Origin of the sequence: Microcoleus sp. SVA1B4, from assembly GCF_036700545.1 — a bacterium.
Taxonomy (GTDB): Bacteria; Cyanobacteriota; Cyanobacteriia; order Cyanobacteriales; family Microcoleaceae; genus Microcoleus.
Genome location: NZ_JAUBPB010000002.1, coordinates 61,919 through 82,671 on the forward strand (window position 1 = coordinate 61,919; position 20,753 = coordinate 82,671).

The 20,753-nt window shown below is 46.3% G+C and carries 19 protein-coding genes; 11 read left to right on the top strand and 8 right to left on the bottom strand.

Features of this window, described 5'->3' with window-relative positions; translation table 11 throughout:
* Window positions 1-13: 13 nt before the first annotated feature.
* Window positions 14-244 carry a type II toxin-antitoxin system HicB family antitoxin gene (locus QT987_RS01360; RefSeq protein WP_333236627.1) on the bottom strand — a complete coding sequence of 77 codons (231 nt, stop codon included), beginning with the start codon at window positions 242-244 and terminating at the stop codon, window positions 14-16.
* A 232-nt stretch (window positions 245-476) separates the two neighbouring features.
* On the opposite strand from QT987_RS01360, the gene purB reads away from it, so the two are divergent.
* Entirely contained in the window at window positions 477-1,772 is a 1,296-nt protein-coding gene (purB, locus tag QT987_RS01365) for an adenylosuccinate lyase (RefSeq protein ID WP_333236843.1), read from the top strand.
* A gap of 19 nt (window positions 1,773-1,791) precedes the next feature.
* Here purB and QT987_RS01370 read toward each other — a convergent pair whose 3' ends face one another.
* The gene (locus QT987_RS01370) at window positions 1,792-2,130 is read right to left on the bottom strand and encodes a type II toxin-antitoxin system PemK/MazF family toxin (RefSeq protein ID WP_333236629.1); all 339 of its coding nucleotides are present in this window, start codon (window positions 2,128-2,130) and stop codon (window positions 1,792-1,794) included.
* On the bottom strand, window positions 2,130-2,366 hold the full coding sequence (locus QT987_RS01375) for a hypothetical protein (RefSeq protein WP_333236631.1): 237 nt from the start codon (window positions 2,364-2,366) through the stop codon (window positions 2,130-2,132). The genes QT987_RS01370 and QT987_RS01375 overlap by 1 nt, the downstream gene beginning before the upstream one ends.
* 94 nt (window positions 2,367-2,460) lie before the next feature.
* Between QT987_RS01375 and QT987_RS01380 the strand changes: the two genes are divergently transcribed.
* Window positions 2,461-3,186, top strand: a complete 726-nt coding sequence (locus tag QT987_RS01380) for a M15 family metallopeptidase (RefSeq protein WP_333236632.1) — start codon at window positions 2,461-2,463, stop codon at window positions 3,184-3,186.
* 317 nt (window positions 3,187-3,503) lie between these two features.
* On the opposite strand, the gene QT987_RS01385 is transcribed toward QT987_RS01380, so the two are convergent.
* Window positions 3,504-4,328, bottom strand: a complete 825-nt coding sequence (locus QT987_RS01385) for an SH3 domain-containing protein (RefSeq protein ID WP_333236634.1) — start codon at window positions 4,326-4,328, stop codon at window positions 3,504-3,506.
* A 387-nt stretch (window positions 4,329-4,715) separates the two neighbouring features.
* Between QT987_RS01385 and QT987_RS01390 the strand changes: the two genes are divergently transcribed.
* A complete protein-coding gene (locus QT987_RS01390) occupies window positions 4,716-6,083 on the top strand; it encodes an NACHT domain-containing protein (RefSeq protein ID WP_333236637.1) in 1,368 nt (455 codons plus the stop codon).
* Window positions 6,084-6,410, top strand: coding sequence for a hypothetical protein (locus QT987_RS01395; RefSeq protein WP_333236639.1), 327 nt, complete (start codon window positions 6,084-6,086; stop codon window positions 6,408-6,410).
* Window positions 6,411-6,444: 34 nt separating this feature from the next.
* Here QT987_RS01395 and QT987_RS01400 read toward each other — a convergent pair whose 3' ends face one another.
* The gene (locus QT987_RS01400; RefSeq protein ID WP_333236641.1) at window positions 6,445-7,008 is read right to left on the bottom strand and encodes a Uma2 family endonuclease; all 564 of its coding nucleotides are present in this window, start codon (window positions 7,006-7,008) and stop codon (window positions 6,445-6,447) included.
* A gap of 377 nt (window positions 7,009-7,385) precedes the next feature.
* On the opposite strand from QT987_RS01400, the gene QT987_RS01405 reads away from it, so the two are divergent.
* The 4 genes from QT987_RS01405 to QT987_RS01420 all read left to right on the top strand — a co-directional run bounded on the left by QT987_RS01405 (window position 7,386) and on the right by QT987_RS01420 (window position 11,733).
* The gene (locus tag QT987_RS01405) at window positions 7,386-8,369 is read left to right on the top strand and encodes an alpha-ketoacid dehydrogenase subunit beta (protein WP_333109434.1); all 984 of its coding nucleotides are present in this window, start codon (window positions 7,386-7,388) and stop codon (window positions 8,367-8,369) included.
* A gap of 175 nt (window positions 8,370-8,544) precedes the next feature.
* Entirely contained in the window at window positions 8,545-9,942 is a 1,398-nt protein-coding gene (gene secD, locus QT987_RS01410; protein ID WP_333236643.1) for a protein translocase subunit SecD, read from the top strand.
* Between the two features lie 194 nt (window positions 9,943-10,136).
* Entirely contained in the window at window positions 10,137-11,105 is a 969-nt protein-coding gene (gene secF, locus QT987_RS01415) for a protein translocase subunit SecF (protein WP_333236645.1), read from the top strand.
* Window positions 11,106-11,352: 247 nt separating this feature from the next.
* Window positions 11,353-11,733 carry a hypothetical protein gene (locus tag QT987_RS01420; protein ID WP_333054499.1) on the top strand — a complete coding sequence of 127 codons (381 nt, stop codon included), beginning with the start codon at window positions 11,353-11,355 and terminating at the stop codon, window positions 11,731-11,733.
* Window positions 11,734-11,922: 189 nt separating this feature from the next.
* Here the strand turns inward: QT987_RS01420 and QT987_RS01425 are convergent, their stop codons facing one another.
* Both QT987_RS01425 and QT987_RS01430 read right to left on the bottom strand, forming a co-directional pair.
* Window positions 11,923-13,407, bottom strand: coding sequence for an ATP-binding protein (locus tag QT987_RS01425; protein ID WP_333236647.1), 1,485 nt, complete (start codon window positions 13,405-13,407; stop codon window positions 11,923-11,925).
* Between the two features lie 904 nt (window positions 13,408-14,311).
* Entirely contained in the window at window positions 14,312-14,437 is a 126-nt protein-coding gene (locus QT987_RS01430; protein WP_333236649.1) for a hypothetical protein, read from the bottom strand.
* 398 nt (window positions 14,438-14,835) lie between these two features.
* On the opposite strand from QT987_RS01430, the gene QT987_RS01435 reads away from it, so the two are divergent.
* Together QT987_RS01435 and QT987_RS01440 are read left to right on the top strand one after the other, a co-directional pair.
* Window positions 14,836-15,234 carry a DUF4342 domain-containing protein gene (locus tag QT987_RS01435; RefSeq protein WP_333054502.1) on the top strand — a complete coding sequence of 133 codons (399 nt, stop codon included), beginning with the start codon at window positions 14,836-14,838 and terminating at the stop codon, window positions 15,232-15,234.
* A 478-nt stretch (window positions 15,235-15,712) separates the two neighbouring features.
* Window positions 15,713-15,913: a hypothetical protein gene (locus tag QT987_RS01440; protein WP_333236651.1), complete on the top strand. Its 201-nt coding sequence runs from the start codon at window positions 15,713-15,715 to the stop codon at window positions 15,911-15,913.
* Window positions 15,914-16,026: 113 nt separating this feature from the next.
* Here QT987_RS01440 and QT987_RS01445 read toward each other — a convergent pair whose 3' ends face one another.
* Complete coding sequence (locus tag QT987_RS01445) at window positions 16,027-17,277, bottom strand: class I SAM-dependent methyltransferase (RefSeq protein ID WP_333236653.1); 1,251 nt, start codon at window positions 17,275-17,277, stop codon at window positions 16,027-16,029.
* Between the two features lie 680 nt (window positions 17,278-17,957).
* Between QT987_RS01445 and QT987_RS01450 the strand changes: the two genes are divergently transcribed.
* Entirely contained in the window at window positions 17,958-20,735 is a 2,778-nt protein-coding gene (locus QT987_RS01450; RefSeq protein WP_333236655.1) for a phycobilisome rod-core linker polypeptide, read from the top strand.
* Window positions 20,736-20,753: the final 18 nt, after the last annotated feature.

Here is a 20,753-nt window from a genome sequence, read left to right on the forward strand (position 1 = left end):
TTGTACAAGAATTTTACGCTATCTGTAATCGTTTCCCCAAAGTCTGAGGTTCTGGTAGAGGTTTGCCATCTTCTTGATAGAGTTCAATCAAGGTTTCTAACAATTCTTGTCCGTGTTTTGCCGCTTCTTCGTAAGTGTGTCCGTGAGTGCAAGGCTGCATGACATCGGTAAACTCAGGCAAACTGACCACAAAAAGTTGATCTTCTTCTGACCACTGGATGATGAGACTATAATGGCTATTCATGGTTATAGGCTAATAGAGAAGAATGCCAGCTAATGAGGTTTAGGATATTGTAGCCGATCGCCCAAACGACAAAAACCGAGTTGATTTAAGAAACCGGGTTTTTACCAAATCTGCGGGCTGAAACAAAGTATTTTCGTAAAAAACCCGGTTTCTGGGCCCCATGCTAAATCCTATGGCCCTTGCACCCCCTCGCAGATGTACAATAGGACGATCGCATTCCCCAACTCCCACCGTGATAGAGCGCTACACCTTGCCCGAAATGGGCAACATCTGGACTGAAACCGCCAAACTGAAAAGCTGGCTGCAAGTAGAAATCGCTGTCTGCGAAGCTCAAGCCGAACTCGGCTACATCCCCGCCGCCGCAGTCGAAGAAATCAAAGCTAAGGCTAACTTTGACCCGAAACGAGTCCTCGAAATTGAAGCCGAAGTCCGCCACGACATGATCGCCTTCTTGACAAATGTCAACGAATATGTAGGCGATGCCGGCCGCTACATTCACCTCGGCTTAACCAGTTCCGACGTGCTCGATACTGCTTTGGCGCTGCAATTAGTCGCCAGCGTCAATATCTTGTTAGAACGTGTCGAAGAATTGAGTCAAGCTATTCGCTATCAGGCTCAACAGCATCGCAATACCGTCATGGTTGGTCGATCGCACGGAATTCACGCCGAACCCATCACCTTTGGCTTTAAACTAGCAGGATGGCTGGCAGAAGTCTTTCGCAACCGCGACCGATTAGTGAATTTGCAATCGTCGATTGCAGTCGGCAAAATCTCCGGTGCAGTCGGAACCTATGCTAATATTGACCCGCGAATTGAAGCGATCGCCTGTCAAAACCTCGGACTCGAACCCGATACCGCATCCACTCAAGTCATTTCGCGCGATCGACACGCCGAATACGTCCAAACCTTAGCACTCTTAGCAGCATCGATCGAACGTTTTGCAGTAGAAATCCGCAACCTGCAACGCACCGACGTTCTCGAAGTCGAAGAATTCTTTTCCAAAGGGCAAAAAGGCTCATCCGCCATGCCCCACAAACGCAACCCGATTCGATCGGAAAGACTCACAGGAATGGCGAGAATTGTCCGCGCCAACGCCGTCGCAGCCTTAGAAAACGTTGCGCTTTGGCACGAAAGAGACATCTCTCACAGTTCCGTAGAACGGATGATTTTGCCCGACAGTTCCACTGTCACCCACTTCATGTTAGTAGAAACCACAGACTTAGTAAAACACCTGCTAGTCTATCCCGAAAATATGAAGCAAAACATGAACCTGTACGGCGGAGTCATCTTCAGCCAGCGCGTGATGTTAGCCTTAGTAGAAAAAGGCACAAGTCGCGAAGACGCCTACAAAATTGTGCAATCTTGTGCTCACGAAGCTTGGAACAAACCGGGCGGCAATTTCTACAATTTAATTGCTAAGGACGATCGGGTAACAGCTAAGATGACGAGCAAAGAAATTGATGATTGTTTCGATCCGCAGTATCAATTGAGGCACTTAGATTTAGTGTATCAGCGCTTGGGAATTTAAAAATTTTTTGAATTTCCTACTAAAGATACAAGATCGATCGTAATCCTTCATCTATTTCTTCCTGTAACTCCTGTGGGATTGTGCCAATGCACTCAATTAAAAACGTTTTGTCCACAGTAAAAAGCTGAGAAACATTAGCCACAGAATCCTTGGGTAAACCTGTGGCTTTACTCGGTAACGAGACATTACCTGGTGCTTCTGCTAACCGCAGATTAGAAGTAATGATGACAACGATTACAGTGCTAATACGACTCTGAGTAAAAGTATCATCCTGAACAATTAAGACGGGACGACGATATCCAGGTTCTGAAGCAACTGGAGAGGGTAAGTTTGCCCACCAAATTTCTCCGCGATACATTACCAATCCTCATGGGGTAAGGACATAAATTGCATCTTTGCTAAGACTGGATCTAGTTCAGAGGACTCTTCAGAATAGACTTGATTTAGTTTGCTCAAAATTCTCTCGCGGTTGTGTCGCCGCAGATACGCCTGCAATGCTTTTGTATAAAGCTCACTGCGTGATAACCCTAACTGACTAGCCAAAGCCTCGGCTTCTTCAAAAACTAAATCTGGAAGTGAAATTGCAGTTTTCATAGCTCCCCTTGCTGTCACGATGACATCATAATATTGGTTATAGCATAGAACAACGACCTCAATCTACTTTTTAACACTCGCAATCAGAACAGCTATGAAATTTAATCGTTTTGGAAAATACTTAATCGCATTTATGCTAGTGTTGCTATGTGCGATCGGTCTGCACCATACAACATTTGTCCGCGCCCAGGAGCCGCCACAAGTGCAAATTACCCAACCAGAACCAAACCCAGTAGTACCTGAAAGTATTTTCATGAGTCAACTTCCCAGTGGGGCGCGACTGGTTGACATCCGCACAGTAAATCCCAACATTCGCCTCGATATCCGGTACGCCACTACTAACAATTTCTTGAAACGAAAACTTTACCCTATATCGAAATGCGCCTTGAGAAGTTCTGTTGCTCAAAAGTTAGGGCTAGTTCAAACAGATTTGGAAAAAATCGGATTGGGTTTGAAAGTTTACGATTGCTACAGGCCTTTCTCTGTGACTAAGGAAATGTGGCAAGCGTGGCCAGATCCGCGCTATGTTGCTAATCCTGCTAGGGGTTCGCGGCACAATCGCGGTGCTGCTATTGATTTGACTTTAGTCGATCGCACTGGCAAAGAATTAGAAATGCCTACTCCTTATGATGATTTTACCGAAAAAGCTCACGGAGATTATCAAGGCGGCAGCGCAGAATCTCGGAAAAATCGTCAAGTGCTTAAGGATGCGATGAAAAAACACGGATTTATGGGTATCACAACCGAATGGTGGCACTTTGATTCGGAAGATTGGCAGAAATTTGCGATTCTTGATATATCCCTTGGGGCGATTCCTTAATTATACTATTTATTAAAAGTCGCAGATTCGGGTAGGACACGGCACTGCTCATTGGTGACAACTTAAGACTGAAACCCTTGATAAATATCTGTTTTACCTGAGTCTAGATCCCCCTAAATCCCCCTTAAGAAGGCTAGGGGTTGACTTTGAGAAGACTCTTGTCCCAGCCCCTACTCCCCTTCGTAGGGGCGGTGCCCCCGTGCCCGCCCTTGGCTAGGGGGGATCTGAGCTTAATACTCAAACACCAGTCTGTGATTGGGTTTGACGTTAAGTTGTCACTAATGGGTACTCCCGTGTCCTTACAGATATCAGGGAAATTATCGCACTTGTACCGAAAATTCGTATTCGTATCCCCGGAAATTCGAGTCTAATTGTAATGTGTAATTGCCTGTTACTGGCACTTTTCCAGTCCACTCTGTTTCATTGCCTTGATAAGGCTCTCCTGCTAATAGTTGGCCACGAGGAGTTATAATTTGCGGAAAAACATCTTTCCGATTCCTAACAGTCATTGTTTGACCTTTTCGGGCGCGAATCCGGTAAGAGTGGCTGCCGCCGCCGATAATTCGACCTTTAACAATTGCCTCATCTCCTCCCGGCCGAAAATTAATCTGCTGGTTGACGTTAGAACAACTGCTTTCGGTGCGGTTTTTGGCAATCCAACCGGGCGGATCGGTAATTCGCAGCCAACCGTTTTGTTCTTCGGCAACTGAAACAAAGGTATTATTTTTAAGTTTTCCTACTATTTGGCTGCCCCTTACTTGCGGGATCGATCGCACATTTAGCGGTGGATTCGGATCGCTGACTACAGCCATACTGATTTTGCAACCCGAATCTGGGGGTGTGACAACTACTGGCTCAACTTTTCGTGGAGGGACTCCTGCAACTAGCGGGGATTGAACAGCCGGGGTTTTTGCAGGTTGGGCTTGGGATTTCGGAGATTCCGCAGCTTGGGTTTTTGGTTGCAGAGATTTGGGATTGTTCGTCGGCGCTGCAATCTGGTTTCTGGTGGATGCCGGGGATTCTGCAAGGGGAAGATCGGATTGTTTCATCGCACCCGACTGTATAGTTGCAACAGCCACTCCCACCGCTGTTGCCACTCCTGCTAAGCTTACTGTGATGATTTGACGCTTCGTAAATGACATAAAAAACCCTCTCTGTATCTATACTAATAATTTTTGTTTGGGAGTTGAGGCGATCGCCAGTTAATTTATAGTGGAAACACCTAGTGCGGGCCACAGGGTCATTCGATTTTAGATTTTAGATTTTGGATTTTGGATTGACTTGCGCCAGATAAATTCGGGGGCTTGAGGATTTTAGATTTTCGATTTGGGATTGATTCCACGGATAAATCACGTGGCGGGTACCACCTTTGAAATTCTTGGTCAGGATTTTTAGATAAAATTTCAGATCCATAATTGTCGCAATAATTTGAGTCAATATATACTGGACGCCTATACTGATGGTAATCTTGCTCTGGGTTATTTGCGCGCAAATTTGCGAAAGTAAGCGTTCAGCGCGAGGTACATAAAATGTCAAAATTGATTCCTCTGAGATTACAACCGCCTCGCGATCGATTATTGGAGGAGGTGAAGCAGGAAGTCCAAGCAGGCCTCGCGCAGTCTTTGCACGCTGCTGTGCTGGCTAACCTCAGTCAAGACTCGTCGCCTGTTGGTGTTAACCGCTGTTGGGATGTGGAAGTGAAAGCGGGGAACCGTCCGAGTTTTCGGCTTCCTCCCAAAGCCAGCATTGCCAAAGTGTTCGATCGCACCGGTGGCAAATTGGTAATTTTGGGAGCGACGGGTGCAGGCAAAACTACGACGCTGCTAGAATTAGCTCGCGTGTTAATTTCCCGCGCCCAAAAAGATGCTAGTTTTCCAGTACCAGTGCTGTTTGAACTCGGATCGTGGAAAGCAGAATCCGGGGCGATCGCCGATTGGTTAATTGCTCAACTTCAGTTCAAATACGGCATCTCTCCTGCAGTGGGCAAAAAATGGCTCGCCGAACAACAATTGCTGCCTCTCCTCGACGGCTTGGACGAAGTGGAAACTTACCGCCAAAATAGCTGCATTCAAGCAATCAATCAGTTTGTGGAAAGCGAATTTAAACCCAAACATTTAGTAGCTTGCAGCAGTTTTGATGCTTACAAAAACTGCGAAAGTCGATTTCGCCTGCAAGCAGCGGTTTTATTGAAACCTTTAACAGAAACTAAAATCCAAAATTATCTGCTAGAAGCCAGAAGCCGCGAACTTTGGTACAGCATTGAGCATGAGCCGGAGTTGTTAAAATTGGCAAAAGTTCCGTTGCTTTTGAGCATGATGGCTTTGGCTTACGACGATATTTTAATTGAAGCTTGGAAGCGCATAACTTCGGCCGAAGAACAGCGCAAATATCTCTTAACTGCCTATATTCGCCACCAAATCACCGGGCAAGTCAAGCAGTATCCCAGAGGTAAGGAACTGCGGCCCGAACAAATTCGCTACTGGCTGGGATGGTTGGCGAGAAGGATGGAACAGGAAGGAATTCAAGAATTTTACCTCGATCGCATACCGTCTAGCTGGCTGCAAACAGCCGATGAACGGCGCAAGTATCAGCTTGGAGTTAAGCTGCTTGGCGGGCTGATTTGGGTGATTTTGGGATTAATTGCCAGCCTAGTCTCCGGGTCAATTTGGGGCATAATTGCGGGTGCTGTTGCTGCGGTAATTAGTGCTTTTTTACCGGGAATTCCGGGGATTGAAAGGTTTATATTGCGCCTGGTGCTGTGGTCGAACGGGTACATTCCTTGGGATTACAAGCGTTTTCTCGATGCTGCGGGCGATCGCTTGTTGCTGCAAAAAACGGGCGATCGGCGTTATCGATTTATTCACGATTTATTGCAAAAACATTTTTCGGAAATCTAAATGCCGGAACTTGACAAAAACAAATATAATGGATGTAACTGTGAAGGAGATTCCAATATTCGACAAGCAAAAGGAAACTCAATGACTGTAAAATTCATCCTGAGCGAATACGTTGACAAAGCAATGGCTGAGGCTATGTATGACAAACTTGAAGATCATAGCTTTGTTGGGAAAATTCCGGTTTGCAAGGGAGTCATCGCCTTTGGTTCAACTTTAAAAGAGTGTGAAAATGAGTCGCGCTCAACTTTGGAAGACTGGATTTTGCTAGGGTTGAAATTGCGACATCGAATGCCCGTCATTGACAAGATTGATTTAAATATGGAATAGCTTGTGAACTAACACACGCTCATCCCAAAAAAGTTTATGGTATTTTGGCCATTTGAAATAGCAGTTCCGCCGTAAATTCTAATCCATCAAAAAGTGGATCTGTTAATAGGGTATCTCCCATATAAGTCTGCGGTGCTGCATCGGGGTAAAAAACTGTAATGCTTCTCGCCTTGCTATCTACTACCCAAACCCGCAATACCTTAGCATCTAAATAATCTCTCGCTTTAGCAGCTAACTGACCGAAAGTTGGTTCTGGTGAAATAATTTCTATGACTAATTCGGGGACTACAGGACAGGCTTCATCTTGATTCCAGTCAGGAGATAAGCGTTGATAAGAAACATATAAAAGATCGGGTAGTGGCACCCAGTCTCGCCCCTTGCGGGTTAATCTTACCGCCCATTCTACACCAATTTCTCCCCGTTCCTCACCCCACTGTTCGAGGATTTTTATTAGGCTTCGGGTGAGGCGAGAATGAAATTTTTTAGGTGACATCTTCGGCACTGCTTGCTCGTCAATAAGTTCGTAGGTAATATCACCTTCTCCTTCGGGAAGAGCGAAAAACTCTTCTAGAGTTAGTTGAGTTTTTGTCTGGATCATGGTGTTTTTCTGCTGTTAAACGGCATAGAATGCGACAAAAGCTTAGTATTCGTAGGGTGCGTCGCCATTTTTAATCTCTAAATTATATCGACTTTTCGAGTGGCGACGCACCTTACATATAGGTTTGTTTCCACGAGTCTTGCAAGCACAGGTGCGTCGCTACTAGATTGTCGCTTTTTATTGAGGATTGTTGATCCCGACACACCCTAAAGCTAAGGTTGCATTACTTAAATATTCATTGACATAATACAAATGTTATGATAAAAATTGGCAAAATCTCAGGTTTTAACTGCCGAATTTGCGATCGCATCCTCATCCACACCCCCAAAAGGTTAATATTCTAGTCTGACCCTCCTGCAATCATTGCTTAACCTCCTATGGCAGAAACCTTACTTTTCAACGCCCTCCGCGAGGCGTTAGACGAAGAAATGGCCCGCGACTCCGCCGTATTCGTACTCGGCGAAGACGTAGGTCAATACGGCGGTTCCTATAAAGTCACCAAAGACCTCTACAACAAATACGGCGAACTTAGAGTGCTCGACACCCCGATCGCCGAAAATAGCTTTACAGGCATGGCAGTAGGCGCAGCAATGACGGGACTGCGGCCGGTCATCGAAGGCATGAACATGGGCTTTTTGCTGCTGGCCTTCAACCAAATTTCCAACAACGCCGGAATGCTGCGCTACACATCCGGCGGCAACTTCAAAATGCCAATGGTAATTCGTGGGCCCGGCGGTGTGGGCCGGCAACTCGGCGCGGAACACTCCCAGCGCCTAGAAGCATATTTCCAAGCAGTACCGGGTTTGAAAATAGTCGCCTGTTCGACTCCCTACAACGCCAAAGGACTGTTAAAATCAGCCATCCGCGACGATAACCCCGTTCTGTTTTTCGAGCACGTTCTTCTTTACAACCTCAAAGAAAATTTGCCAGAAACAGAATATTTAGTGCCGCTGGACAAAGCAGAAATTGTGCGATCGGGCAAAGATGTCACAATCGTGACATATTCCAGGATGCGGCACCACGTCATGCAAGCCGTGCCCGCCCTGGTAAAAGAAGGTTACGATCCAGAAGTAATCGACCTAATTTCTCTCAAACCTCTGGACATGGAGACCATCGGCGCATCCATTCGCAAAACTCACAAAGTAATTATTGTAGAGGAGTGCATGAAAACAGGAGGCATCGGTGCCGAACTAATTGCCTCAATCAGCGATCGATTTTTTGACGAACTCGACGCACCGGTTTTGCGCCTGTCTTCACAAGATATTCCCACACCTTACAACGGCAATTTGGAAAGACTGACAATTGTCCAGCCCAATCAAATTGTCGAAGCCGTCCAAAAAATGGTAGCTTTGCGAGTATAAATAGTCATCAGTCATTAGCCATTAGTCATTAGTTATCACTCTTTTGTTGTTCGCTAAAACTAACGATATCCAGCAGGAAATTGATGCTAAAAAACGGATGCACAGATTGATTATTTCTTGCACCTAACTACTGACTAATGACCAATGACCAATGACTAATGACTAATAATTAAATATGCAAAAACAACGTTCCCTATTAGCCCTAATTTTTGTTCTAATCATCGCCGCCATTACTGTAATAGTAACAATTCCGACGCGGCTGGGATTAGACTTGCAAGGAGGGTCGCAACTCACAATTCAGGTAAAAACTACCCCCACAATTCCCAAAATTGACCAGGGAATGTTAGAAGCAGTGCGGCGGATTGTCGAAAACCGCGTTAACGGTTTGGGTGTTTCCGAAGCATTAGTCCAAACAGTAGGAGAAGACCAAATTCTCGTGCAGTTGCCCGGAGTAAATGACCCGCAGCAAGCAGAACGAGTTTTGGGCGGTACGGCCAAGCTAGAATTTCTGGAACAACTGCCCGGAACAGAAGCACAATTGGGCATTGAAAGGCAGTTGCAGCAGGAATTGCTGGTCAAACAAGCAGAACTGAAAATTAGCCCGAATGAGGCAGCTATTAAAGAAAATCAGGCTGCTTTGACAAGAAGCAATGAGGCGATCGCCAAACTCTTCAAAAGCAGCGGCCTCGGTGGCGAAAACCTCAAAGACGCTCAACCTCAACCCTTGGCCTCTGGGAACAACTGGAACGTTGCTCTCGTTTTCGATACCCAAGGAGGCGAACTATTTGCCCAACTCACTAAAAATTTAGCCGGCACCGGACGCAGTATCGGTATTTTCCTAGACGAAAGAATGATCAGTTCTCCAGTCGTCGGCGTTGAATTTGCCCAAACAGGAATTACTGGTGGAAGTGCCGTAATTCAAGGAAACTTTACAACGCAAGAAGCCAACGATTTGGCAGTGCAATTGCGGGGCGGTGCTTTGCCGGTGCCGGTCGAAATTGTAGAAAACCGCACTGTCGGCGCTAGCTTGGGTAGAGACAGCATTCAAAGCAGTATTAACGCAGGTATAGGCGGCTTAATTTTAGTCTTGATTTTCATGGTTGCCTACTATCGACTCCCCGGCGTAATTGCCAATATTTCTCTGTTAATTTATGCTCTGTTAACTTGGGCAGCTTTCGTGCTTTTGGGAGTGACATTAACGCTGCCGGGAATTGCTGGTTTTGTGCTCAGCATCGGGATGGCTGTGGATGCTAACGTGCTGATTTTTGAGCGCACCCGCGAAGAGTTGCGGGCGGGAAAATCGCTTTATCGATCGGTCGAATCGGGTTTTTACCGCGCTTTTTCCAGCATTTTAGACGGTAACGTCACAACAGTTATTGCTTGTGTTGCTTTGTTCTCCTTGGGCGCAGGTTTAGTTAAAGGGTTTGCTGTAACTCTGGGATTGGGCGTATTAGTGAGTATGTTTACTGCGCTCACGTGCAGCCGCACTCTGCTGTTCGTAGTATTGAGCTTTCCAGCCCTGCGGAAACCTCAGTTGTTCTGTCCCGATTTGTCGAAAACTGCTAATAGTTAACTGTTGACTGTTGACTGTTGACTTCTTCCTTCCTTCTTACATCCGTTACATTCGTTAAGCTGAGGCGCATCTACATTTGACAATCAAATTCGAGCAAATTCTTGTGGGGTGGGCGTCCCGCCCGCCCAAAAATACAATTTAGATGCGTAACAGCTTACACAATCCGTTGCCGAACTTCCCTCTTCCTTCAAATTATGAAATTCAGTGTAATCAAATATCGATCGCTCTGGTGGAGTATTTCCGCCGCTATAATCCTTGCAGGTATAGTGTCGATGGCGATTTCTTGGACTCGTCCCGACATCCGCGCACCACTGCGCCCCAGTTTGGACTTTATCGGCGGCACTCGGCTGCAATTTGAACTCGACTGCACGAAACCGGAAAATTGTAAACCCATCGATCTTGCTGCTGTCCGCCAAGTCCTGGACACCCAAGGTTTAGCGGGCAGCAGCATTCAAGTTATCGGCCAAGAACAGCAGGGTTTGTCGCTGCGAACAAAAACTTTGGATGTCGAACAGCGGACTAATTTGCAAACAGCTTTGAGCGAAAAGATAGGCGCTTTTGCTCCTCAATCTACTCAAATTGATACGGTTGGGCCTACCCTCGGCAAACAGTTGTTTACTTCTGGTTTGCTGGCTTTGTTGGTTTCTTTTGCTGGAATTACTGCTTATCTGACATTCCGATTTCAGTTGGATTATGCCTTTTTTGCTTTTGTGGCTGTGCTTCACGACGTGTTGGTCACGCTTGGTGTTTTCTCGTTTTTGGGTTTAGTTCAAGGACTGGAAGTTGATAGTTTATTTGTGGTCGCGCTCTTGACACTTATCGGTTTTTCTGTTAACGATACTGTGGTAATTTACGATCGCGTGCGAGAAGTAATCAAGCTAAATCCGGGACAGTCGATCGATCAAATTGTCGATGATGCTGTCATGCAGACGCTGGGAAGGTCAATTAACACAACGTTTACCACGCTGCTGACATTGTTTTCAATCTTTTTGTTTGGCGGCGAAACCCTCAAATACTTTGCTTTAGCTTTGATTGTCGGTTTTATTGCTGGTTCGTATTCGAGTATTTTCGTTGCCAGTACGCTGCTAGCTTGGTGGCGCAGTCGCACCGGCCACTCCATCCCCGTCCCCGCAGAAGGAATCAACCAGTCCGAGGAAGTTTAATTGACTGTTAACGGTTAACTGTTAACGGTTAACTGTTGACTGACTAATAATAAATCATCAATAACCAATAACTAATGACAAATGACAAATGAAAAATGACAAATGACAAATAATATCATGTCCAATCGAGCGATTAAAAGGGCGGGTTTTGGAGATTGTCAATTATTGGCTGATATTTTGCGTGAACCCGCCCCTACCGTATTAGGGGTAATCGACCGGACATAATATAACAAATAATAAATAACAAATGACTACTGACCAAACTTTTGAAATTGAAGTCCAAAGGCTTCACAAACTAACAGTTTACGGCCGCTGGTTAACAGTGATATTGCTGTGGATTAGCGTCGGTTCTTTGAGCATTTGGGGTTTGCGCCGCGAAATCGGTTTGTGGTTAGAACACTTCACTTGGGCGGCGGTGCGCTATGGTTTATCTTTTCATCGCTGGCCCACTCTCGGTTTAGGTTTGTGCTTGGGGATGACTTTGGGAGTGCTAACTTGGCAAAGTCGCAATATGGTGCGAGGGTTGCCCCTGCGGGAAAAACAGGGTTTGGAACAACAAGTTCGCCGCATTCGCCAACAGGGGCCGAGTCATCCTTTGTGGAAGTGGGTTTGCAAAGGTTCGCGGTAGCCGACGGGCTTTATTCTTTAGTCCTAGACGCACTCCAACCTAAGAAACCGGGTTTTTTACCGAATCTGCGCGCTGCAAGCAAATATGAGGGTGAAAAACCCGGTTTCTGACCACCTTTGAGTAGATGCTAATTATTTTAAATCCGTTAAATCCCGTACATTGCTCGTTGCCGAACTTCCTTCTGCTATATCATGCAAAGCGAGGCAAAATCTGTGCGAGGGAAGACTGTTGAAGTGGAATTTCGATCGCAAATTCTGCTCCTTTTCCCGGTTCCGAAAAGCACTTCAATGTGCCACCGTGTTGGTTGACAACAATTTCATAGCTAATCGACAGTCCCAAACCCGTTCCTTGGCCGACTGGCTTAGTAGTAAAGAAAGGGTCAAACAACCGCTTCCGAATATCTTCTGTCATCCCCGGGCCGTTGTCAGAAATTTTAATTATTACCTTTTTTTTCTCAATTAACTCGGTGCGAATCAGAATCGTAGGAATCAGGCGGGTAGACTTAGAAACTGATGATTGAGTCTTTGTACTAGACTGATCTTTTTCGCCTAATTGCGACTTATCTGCGTTTTTTTTATCGACGTTTTCGTATTTATTAGACTCAACCAGAGCGTAAACTGCATTAAGTAAAATATTCATAAATACCTGATTGAGTTGTCCGGGATAGCACTGCACCAGTGGCAAGTCGCTGTATTCTTTGTGAATTTCTATCGCCTCCTGCCCCGGTTTTCCTTTAAGCTGGCTTTGCAAAAGCATAATCGTATTGTTGATACCGTCGTGAATGTTGACTTGCTTCATTTCAGCTTCGTCTAACCTGCAAAAATTCCGCAGCGACAAAACGATGTCGCGCACTCTTTCTGCACCTTGCTGCATAGAATTTAAGACTTTCGGCAAGTCTTCTAGCAAATAATCGAGTTCGATTTTTTCTGCTTCCGCTTCAATTGCTGCGATGGGTTCGGGACAGTGCTGTCGGTAGATGTCGAGCATCCGCATTAAACATTGCGTGTACTCTTTAGCATGGTGCAAATTGCTATAAATAAAGCCGATGGGATTGTTGATTTCGTGAGCTACTCCTGCTACTAACTGCCCCAAAGAAGACATTTTTTCTGTTTGAATTAGTTGAGTTTGAGTGCGCTGAAGTTCCAGCAGGGCAAGTTCGAGCTGTTGGGCTTGATGTCTCAATTGTGCTTGCGACTCGCGCATCGCCACGGTTGATAACTCGTGAATTTGCAACTGAGAAAGCAGCAGTTGGTGTACGTCTAAAAGTTTGTAAGTTTCCGGTTCTACTTGCACTACAATTGGTTCGTGGATTAGTTCGGGCGATCGCTCCAAAGACTGCCGCACTGCTGTCATAATTGAGGTGTCGCGATCGAGAACCAACATATCAGTTTTAGTAAAGCGGTAGAGTATGAACAAAGGCTGTTGAGAAAATAACTCCAAGCTGTAGGGGCGGCTCATGTGTTCAAAATAACGCCGCCGCGAAATCATCCCTATAAACTTTCCTTGCTGAGTGATGATGATGCCGGGAACTAAAGGGTTTGCTTGAAAAATTTTAGCAACTTCGTCCCCCGGACACTCAGATTCTAGGAGAAAGTCGTACAGGGTTAATTCCTGTAGAGTCGATCGCAAACCAAGCGACGATTTTAGGGGACTCAACCCGTCAGTTTCATACACTGCTCCCTCCTTTGGTAATTGGCAGTTGTGGTTTGCTGCTGGAGTATTGCCTACTATTTAGAAGGCTTTTTCAACTCTTTTTATAGCTTAGTCATCAACTTTCCTCTGCTCCCTCGAATCCAGTTAATTCAGCAGGATTTTTTTCCTTAAATCGTGCTGGTGTCACCAGAAATGATATTGCAGGTTAGATTGATTTAACAGCAGACACCCCTTTGAAACCTGACTATGTATTGAATTTTATATATCCAAGATTTTACTAATCCGAATATAACAGTCATAACTATTTTTAATGTTTGATGACATTAAATTGGTTCAGATGGATAGACATCTGCGACCTGTGGCAGTACATTTCGTATTGCCCCTTGCGTAAAATTATATTACAATAAGACAAGAATAGCGACAAATCAGCAGCCGATCGCCCGATTTGAAAATTCAGGCAAAACAGGTTTCCGGCAATTGCCAATGAATCTCACTTGTCGGTTTTTTTGTACCAATGCCGATCGCACTCAACCCGAAGATTGTATTGTAGGTAGTCTCAGAGCCAAGGACAGCCGATGGCGAGCAATTTGTCAAGTTCGGCAGCTTATACTTTAGCCGCATCGAGACTCCAAAGCTTCACCAACGAAATTTTTCCCGGCAGATGCTAAAGTTGTGCGATCGCAGCTAAAACTCACATTCGACACATCCGCTTGATGTGCCTTAAAATTTTCCAGAAAAGTACCGTCGGGCCACGAACTTGAGATTCAAACTCTGTCGCTGGCAAATCCGACACGGAGAATCAAGAGGAAGCAGAAGCAAATAATTCTATTTTACCCGACTTTTTCCCAACTTCACCATCAATTTGAGGAAGTTGGTTTGGTTGCTATAATATTTCGATGATTATTACTTCTCCTCACCCTTGATTTTAGGCAATTCTCATTAGAAACTCTAAGATGTTGATTTGAGGAACATCCGGGGGTGGGGTTTGGTTGGGCGATCGCACTGAGCTAAATTGAAATAACATTTGAGGAAAGTAAGCGACGGTTTCCATGTGCGGTTTCCCGAACGAGAGGTGGTAATTGTATACACGGCGGGACGATCGTACTTTCAGTACAATGTCAGTATTTCAACCTGTACACCTGTTGAGTCTGAGTCTCTGAGAGTGTGGAAGTCGCTCTCATCCTTTCGTTGTCTGGATTGGACGCTTTTCAAGGATTAGGCGGTGCGAGGGCCAGAAGCAGACAGTTAACCAAACGGCACAAGGAGATAGGGACAGATGGGATAAGCCCAGAAGCGAGAGAGTCAGAGAATTTTCATCATCATACCTTGATAAAATCACGACAGCAGCAGCAATATCACCCAAAAGAATGATTGATTCAAAAAAAGTTGCGTGTTATATTTCAATATCATTCTATACAAAAATACTTTTACCTAAAAGGAGAACAAAAAATGGACACACCTACAGATCGCGCACAAGAACCAGTCGGGACAAGAGAACTCGAATCAATACCTGTATCTGAAAAAGTTTCTGCCCAAAAAGTTTCTGAGGTTAATTTTGAAACGACTCCTCTAGAAACCCCTGCTTATACTCAGGAAAAAGTTAGCGTCGAGGAGGTAAAAATTAACGGCGACGATTTGGTTGCTAAAGTTAAAGAATTGATTCACGAAGGAAATATCCGCCGCATCATTATCAAAAATGAAGAGGGACGGATATTAGTAGAAGTTCCTTTGACGGTGGGAGTAGTCGGTGGAGTCATCGGTGCAGCCTTGTTTCCAGTCATTGCAGCAGTAGGAGCGATAGGTGCATTAGTAGCTCACATGACCATCATCATTGAAAGAACAGAATAAAAAAATTCGTAAGGATTCAGGTCAAAAAAACTTCGGTGACAAAAGTTGGTAAAATAAACCAATGAAAAAGCCCGCAGCAACCAGAAAGCAGAAAAAAACCGAAATATAGCAGTTGAGCCAAGCTTAACTTGTAGAAATGGTACTGGGGCTGCAAAAAATCATTGAATAATTGCAAGAAAAACTAGGGATTGCTACGGGCAAAAATCCAACCACCAGTCAGACTTGCTTCACTACGTTCGCAATGACAGGAAATCCTAGTACGTGCATCCAGGATTAACTGGTTCCCAGGCTCCAGCCTGGGAACTGAGGAATGAGAAATAACTTCCACAAACTTGTGGAAGTTATTTAATTCTCATTCCTTAGTCCAAACCGAGAGTTAAGCAACGTTTGCACGCGCCCGATTCAGAGACATGGATTAGGGCGTACTGCAATAGAAGCAGAGGCAGAAATTAATCGCTTAAAACAGCTTTTTCCTCTGTTGTTGGATACCGAAGCAATTTATCAAGAATGGGAGCGACTGGCGATCGCAAATAAGGTTGTAGGTGTTAACGTTCATGATGCGCGGCTAGTTGCTGCTATGCTAGTTCATGGTTTAACCCATATCCTAACTTTTAACATTGCTGATTTCGCTCGTTATTCACAAATTACGGCTGTTAATCCTCCAACTGTAAAACCTTGATTAATTGGGAATTTAACAGAAATTATACTCCGAGCAAAGAACAGGCAAGATGCCTGTTCCACAAAAAGCTAATTTGATTGTGGGGAGTAGAAGTTAAGCCGGAGAGCCCGCCCTTAGATTTTACCGGGTGTTAGCAAAATTAGCTGTTTTGATAAGATCGATCGCACTTCATCCAATCCCATCTCCACATTCCCCAAAATCTCCCCAACAGTCTTCTCTCCTTTACCTTGCCCAAGCGAGGTTCCCTCTTTCTCCCCCCCTTGGCAAGGGGGGGCTGGGGGGGGTACACAACCTTGCAAAAACTCAAATTCAGCACTTGACAAATTGAGCAATTGGTAGTTGCAATCAAACACTTGTTGACTAGGCCAACCGTGCATACAACCACTCAACTCTGGAATTGCCGCCAAAAGTGCCCGATCGTCCGACCAATCAATTTTATTAACAGGCTTTTTGCCCAAGAAAAACTCGTAATGAGTGATTTCCGTATCCAACAATTCAATTAATCGATAAAGCTCCCGTTCCGTCAAACCCTGAGCTCTTTCTATCAATTCCGGCGCTTTGCCCAAAAGTCTTTCTAACTGCCAATATCCCGGATTTGAGAAACCGATAAATTCCAATCCCGAAGCATCAATTAACTCGAACAAAGTCTCGATATTGTAGTCAATTTCCTGCGGGTGAACGTACATATCAGCAAAACATTCGTCTCGCTGATTTTCTCCTGCCCAACGCTGTTTTTCGTACTTGACAAGACGGTTGTTTTCTGGTAAAGAAGCAAAGATTTGACGACCGACTTTCACACCATCGGGATAGTCACCTTTTTGGGGGCCTTGGAGAAGCGCGATCGCCCTTTGCATCAATTGAATTTCCCAGCGTCCGAGCTCAGCATACACAAAAATGTGCATCAAACCGCCCTGGGCCAACTTCGCCGCCAGGGCTTGAATGCCCCGGATCGGATCGGGTAAGTGGTGCAGCACGCCCACGCAGTTAATCAAATCAAACTCGCCCTCTAACTCGGCGGCATCGTACAAGCTGAGGTGGCGAAAATCAGCTTCGCGCGCTCCTGATCGCCGACAGCGTTCTTGTGCTACTTTCAAAGCACCTTCACTCAGGTCGATCGCCGTCACCGAAGCTTCTGGATTGAGGTGAATCAGATAATCCGTGCTCGAACCAGTGCCGCAGCCAGCATCTAAAATCCGAACATCTAGTTTTGGCGGCTTTTGGCCGGTGCAAAAATTGTAAGCATCAGGCCAACTCCAGCGCCAGTTGTACCCTGGGGGCGGTTCATCTGACAAAGGATCGGGCGGGAAAGGGAAAGTATCGTAAAGCCGCCGCACGGCAGCACTGATATCAGGCGTAGTATCCATAGGTGAGGTAATAGGGCGTGGGTTTTGAGATTGGTTGTCAGTAGCTACGGGGTAACAGCGCTAGGCCATGCACTTCTAATGCTTCGTTAATCGCAACAAAAGTGGCGTTTCGCCAAGTTGGGAAGCCTGAAACAGAGGGATCGGGCGATCGACTAACCCCTGGTAGCAAGCCCTGACAGCTTCTGCGTAATAAAACTTATCATTTTTTCTCATATAAGCTCTCTTAAATCTATACAATAAATCTCGACAGGCTTTTTAACAAACGAGGACTGTCAATAGCCCACCGCTGAACTGTCGGGTAAAGCGGAGGCGTCTTTCCGTAGAAAGTCAAAAGCCCCGAAACAGGCAGAAGAAAATTTTTGATTTTCTTTTCCTTTAATTCAAGGCACTGGCTGCAATCGCCCAAAGGCAACTCTCCTGCCGAGTCTTTTTTTCCACGGGTATACCGACGGATCGCAGCGGAGGGAGTACCCCGTGCCTGCCTTCGGATCGGACATTTACCCGCAGGCAGAAAGATGAAACCAAAACATTTTAATCTAAGAAAGTAAGCGCGCCCGAACCTCGTGACAGGTAAAGGCAAAAAGTAAACAAAGCAAAAATACCTACTTTGACCTGCATGAGAAGGCAAGGTTAGTCTGGTTAAATGCTGCAACGATTTAGATAGGGAGCGAAAGAGTCTAATGACTGTAAAAGCAAGTGGTGGAAGCTCGGTTGCGCGTCCGCAACTATATCAAACTGTACCGGTCGCAACAATTTCGCAAGCAGAACAGCAAGACCGCTTTCTACAGCGGGGCGAACTCAGCGAACTGGCAAGTTATTTCAGTTCCGGGGCTCTTCGGATCGATATCTCTGCGACGCTGACCCAAAACTCGGAACTGATAGTATCCCGCGCAGCCAACCGGATTTTTACCGGCGGTTCCCCGCTGGCATTTTTGGAAAGACCACAAGAACCTGCGATGGCTGTAGCAGGCGCGGCTCGCGGCGGATCGGGCAATGTCTCTGAAGGCATGAAACTGGGAACTGTTACCTACGTTGAAGGTCGCGCAGGCGGCGGCAACGGCGGTGGCGGTGGCGGTGGTTTCTTGGGGCTAGGAAATCTATTTTCTGGCAACGGTGGCGGCTACAGCGGCCCAATCCCAGCAGGATTTCAGCCGATCAATGTCTCGCGCTACGGCCCGGGCAACATGACCAAATCTCTGCGGGATTTGAGCTGGTTTTTGCGTTACATCACCTACGCAATTGTCGCTGGCGACCCGAACATTATTTCGGTGAACGTGCGTGGATTGCGGGAAATCATCGAAAATGCTTGCTCTTCGGCGGCCACAATTGTGGCAATGCAGGAAATGAAGGCTGCATCTTTGGGATATTTCAAAAACAATGCAGAGGCCGCTGCGATCGTCGGACAGTATTTCGACGTAGCAATTACCGAATTCAAAGCTCCCACACCTTCAGACAAGGTGCGGCAGCGCGAAAGCAACGACCAGCAAGGGCTGCAACTGCCTCAGATTTACTTCAACGCAGCCGAGCGACGATCGAAATTCGTCATGAAAACCGGTCTGTCTTCGGCCGAAAAGCTAGAAGTAATCAAAGCAGCTTACCGCCAAGTATTCGAGCGCGACATTAGCCGCGCATACAGCCAAAGCATTTCTGACTTGGAATCCAAGGTCAAAAATGGCGAAATCTCGATGAAAGAGTTTATTCGCCGCCTTGGCAAATCTCCTCTGTACCGTCAGCAATTCTACGAGCCGTTTGTCAACAGCCGCGCTGTAGAACTTGCCGCCCGCCACTTCTTGGGCCGCGGTTTGAGCTCGCGGGAGGAATTTAGCAAGTATTTTGCGATCGTCAGCAAAGGGGGTCTGGCAGCCCTTGTAGACGCGATGGTTTATTCCCAGGAATATTCCGACTACTTCGGCGAAGAAACAGTGCCTTACCTGCGCGGTTTGGGCCAAGAAGCTCAGGAGTGTCGCAACTGGGGCCCGCAAATTGATTTGTTCAATTTCAGCGCTCCGTTCCGCAAGGTTCCTCAGTTCATCACCTTGTTTGCTGGCTACACCCAGCCTCTGCCAGACCAGCACGTTTACGGTGTTGGCAATGACCCCTTAGAAATTCAGTTCGGCGCGATTTTCCCGAAAGAAACTCGCAACCCCAAGAGCCGTCCAGCTCCCTTCGGCAAAGACACTCGCCGTATCCTGATCCGTCAAGGTGCGGGGATTGACAATCAGTTGAGCAATCCGGCGGCTCGCGGTGCTGCTCCTGGTTCTCTGGGCCCCAAGGTCTTTAAATTAGACCAGTTACCGAGCAACTATGTTGCTTCCAAGAAAACTGCCCGCGGTGTCTCCAGCAGCTACAGCAATGCTTCCAGTGTCAAATTTACCGAAAGTTCCACCCAAGCTGTGATTCGGGCAGCTTACCTGCAAGTGTTTGGTCGCGATGTGTTCGACGGGCAGCGCCAAAAGGTAGCGGAAATTAAGCTGGAAAACGGCGAGATTCCGATGCGCGAATTTATTCGGATGTTGGCGAAGTCGGACGTGTTCCGCAATATGTACTGGAGCAAGCTCTACGTTTGTAAGGCGATCGAGTACATTCACCGCCGACTCCTGGGACGCCCTACCTACGGCCGTCAGGAAATGAACGCTTACTTTGACATTTGCGCTAAGAAGGGTTTCTACGCGCTGGTCGATAGCATCATGGACAGCATGGAGTACAACGAAGCTTTTGGGGAAGATACAGTGCCCTATGAGCGCTATGTAACTCCCGGTGGTTTGTCTATGCGGACGATGCGATCGGGTTCCGTCGCTGAGCAAAATGTCCAAGCTAAGACTCCTGAAACTCCTCGGTTTATCGAACTCGGCACTGCGCTCGATCGGGGCGATTTCGAGTTACAAAATAGCCTCGCTCAAGGTGTCAGCAAGCGGCGCGAACAAACTAAGGTGTTCAAGCTGACGACTACTTCGGACAAAGTAGCTTTGAAAACTTTAATTCAAGCTGCTTACCGTCAAGTTTTTGAACGCGACTTGAATCCCTACGTTGTGAAGAATGAATTCACGGCGCTGGAAAGCAAACTGGGCAACAATGAAATCAATCTCAAGGAGTTCATTGAGGCTTTGGGCTGCTCGTCGCTGTACGTCAAACAGTTCTACGCACCTTATCCCAATACTAAGGTAATTGAGTTGGGAACCAAGCACTTCTTGGGCCGTGCTCCCCGCAATCAAGCGGAGATTCGGACGTACAACCAAATCTTGGCAAGTAAAGGGATTAAGGGCTTTATCAACGCGATGTTGAACAGCGTTGAATATGCTGAGGCTTTTGGTGAGGATACTGTTCCTTACCGTCGCTTCCCGACTCTGCCGGCTGCGAATTTCCCGAATACCGAAAGGCTCTACAATCAACTCACTAAGCAGAATGATGAGTTGGTGGTTCCAAGCTTTGAGCCGGTAGCTGCTACTGACAGAAGCTAGATAGATTTGAGGTTTTAG

Excerpts from the sequence above, each read along its gene's own strand:
- QT987_RS01360 (WP_333236627.1), bottom strand. The coding sequence starts at position 244 with ATGAATAGCCATTATAGTCTCATCATCCAGTGGTCAGAAGAAGATCAA.
- QT987_RS01370 (WP_333236629.1), bottom strand. The coding sequence starts at position 2,130 with ATGTATCGCGGAGAAATTTGGTGGGCAAACTTACCCTCTCCAGTTGCT.
- QT987_RS01375 (WP_333236631.1), bottom strand. The coding sequence starts at position 2,366 with ATGAAAACTGCAATTTCACTTCCAGATTTAGTTTTTGAAGAAGCCGAG.
- QT987_RS01380 (WP_333236632.1), top strand. The coding sequence starts at position 2,461 with ATGAAATTTAATCGTTTTGGAAAATACTTAATCGCATTTATGCTAGTG.
- QT987_RS01385 (WP_333236634.1), bottom strand. The coding sequence starts at position 4,328 with ATGTCATTTACGAAGCGTCAAATCATCACAGTAAGCTTAGCAGGAGTG.
- QT987_RS01390 (WP_333236637.1), top strand. The coding sequence starts at position 4,716 with ATGTCAAAATTGATTCCTCTGAGATTACAACCGCCTCGCGATCGATTA.
- QT987_RS01395 (WP_333236639.1), top strand. The coding sequence starts at position 6,084 with ATGCCGGAACTTGACAAAAACAAATATAATGGATGTAACTGTGAAGGA.
- QT987_RS01400 (WP_333236641.1), bottom strand. The coding sequence starts at position 7,008 with ATGATCCAGACAAAAACTCAACTAACTCTAGAAGAGTTTTTCGCTCTT.
- QT987_RS01405 (WP_333109434.1), top strand. The coding sequence starts at position 7,386 with ATGGCAGAAACCTTACTTTTCAACGCCCTCCGCGAGGCGTTAGACGAA.
- secD (WP_333236643.1), top strand. The coding sequence starts at position 8,545 with ATGCAAAAACAACGTTCCCTATTAGCCCTAATTTTTGTTCTAATCATC.
- secF (WP_333236645.1), top strand. The coding sequence starts at position 10,137 with ATGAAATTCAGTGTAATCAAATATCGATCGCTCTGGTGGAGTATTTCC.
- QT987_RS01420 (WP_333054499.1), top strand. The coding sequence starts at position 11,353 with ATGACTACTGACCAAACTTTTGAAATTGAAGTCCAAAGGCTTCACAAA.
- QT987_RS01430 (WP_333236649.1), bottom strand. The coding sequence starts at position 14,437 with ATGGAAACCGTCGCTTACTTTCCTCAAATGTTATTTCAATTTAGCTCA.
- QT987_RS01435 (WP_333054502.1), top strand. The coding sequence starts at position 14,836 with ATGGACACACCTACAGATCGCGCACAAGAACCAGTCGGGACAAGAGAA.
- QT987_RS01445 (WP_333236653.1), bottom strand. The coding sequence starts at position 17,277 with ATGGATACTACGCCTGATATCAGTGCTGCCGTGCGGCGGCTTTACGAT.
- QT987_RS01450 (WP_333236655.1), top strand. The coding sequence starts at position 17,958 with ATGACTGTAAAAGCAAGTGGTGGAAGCTCGGTTGCGCGTCCGCAACTA.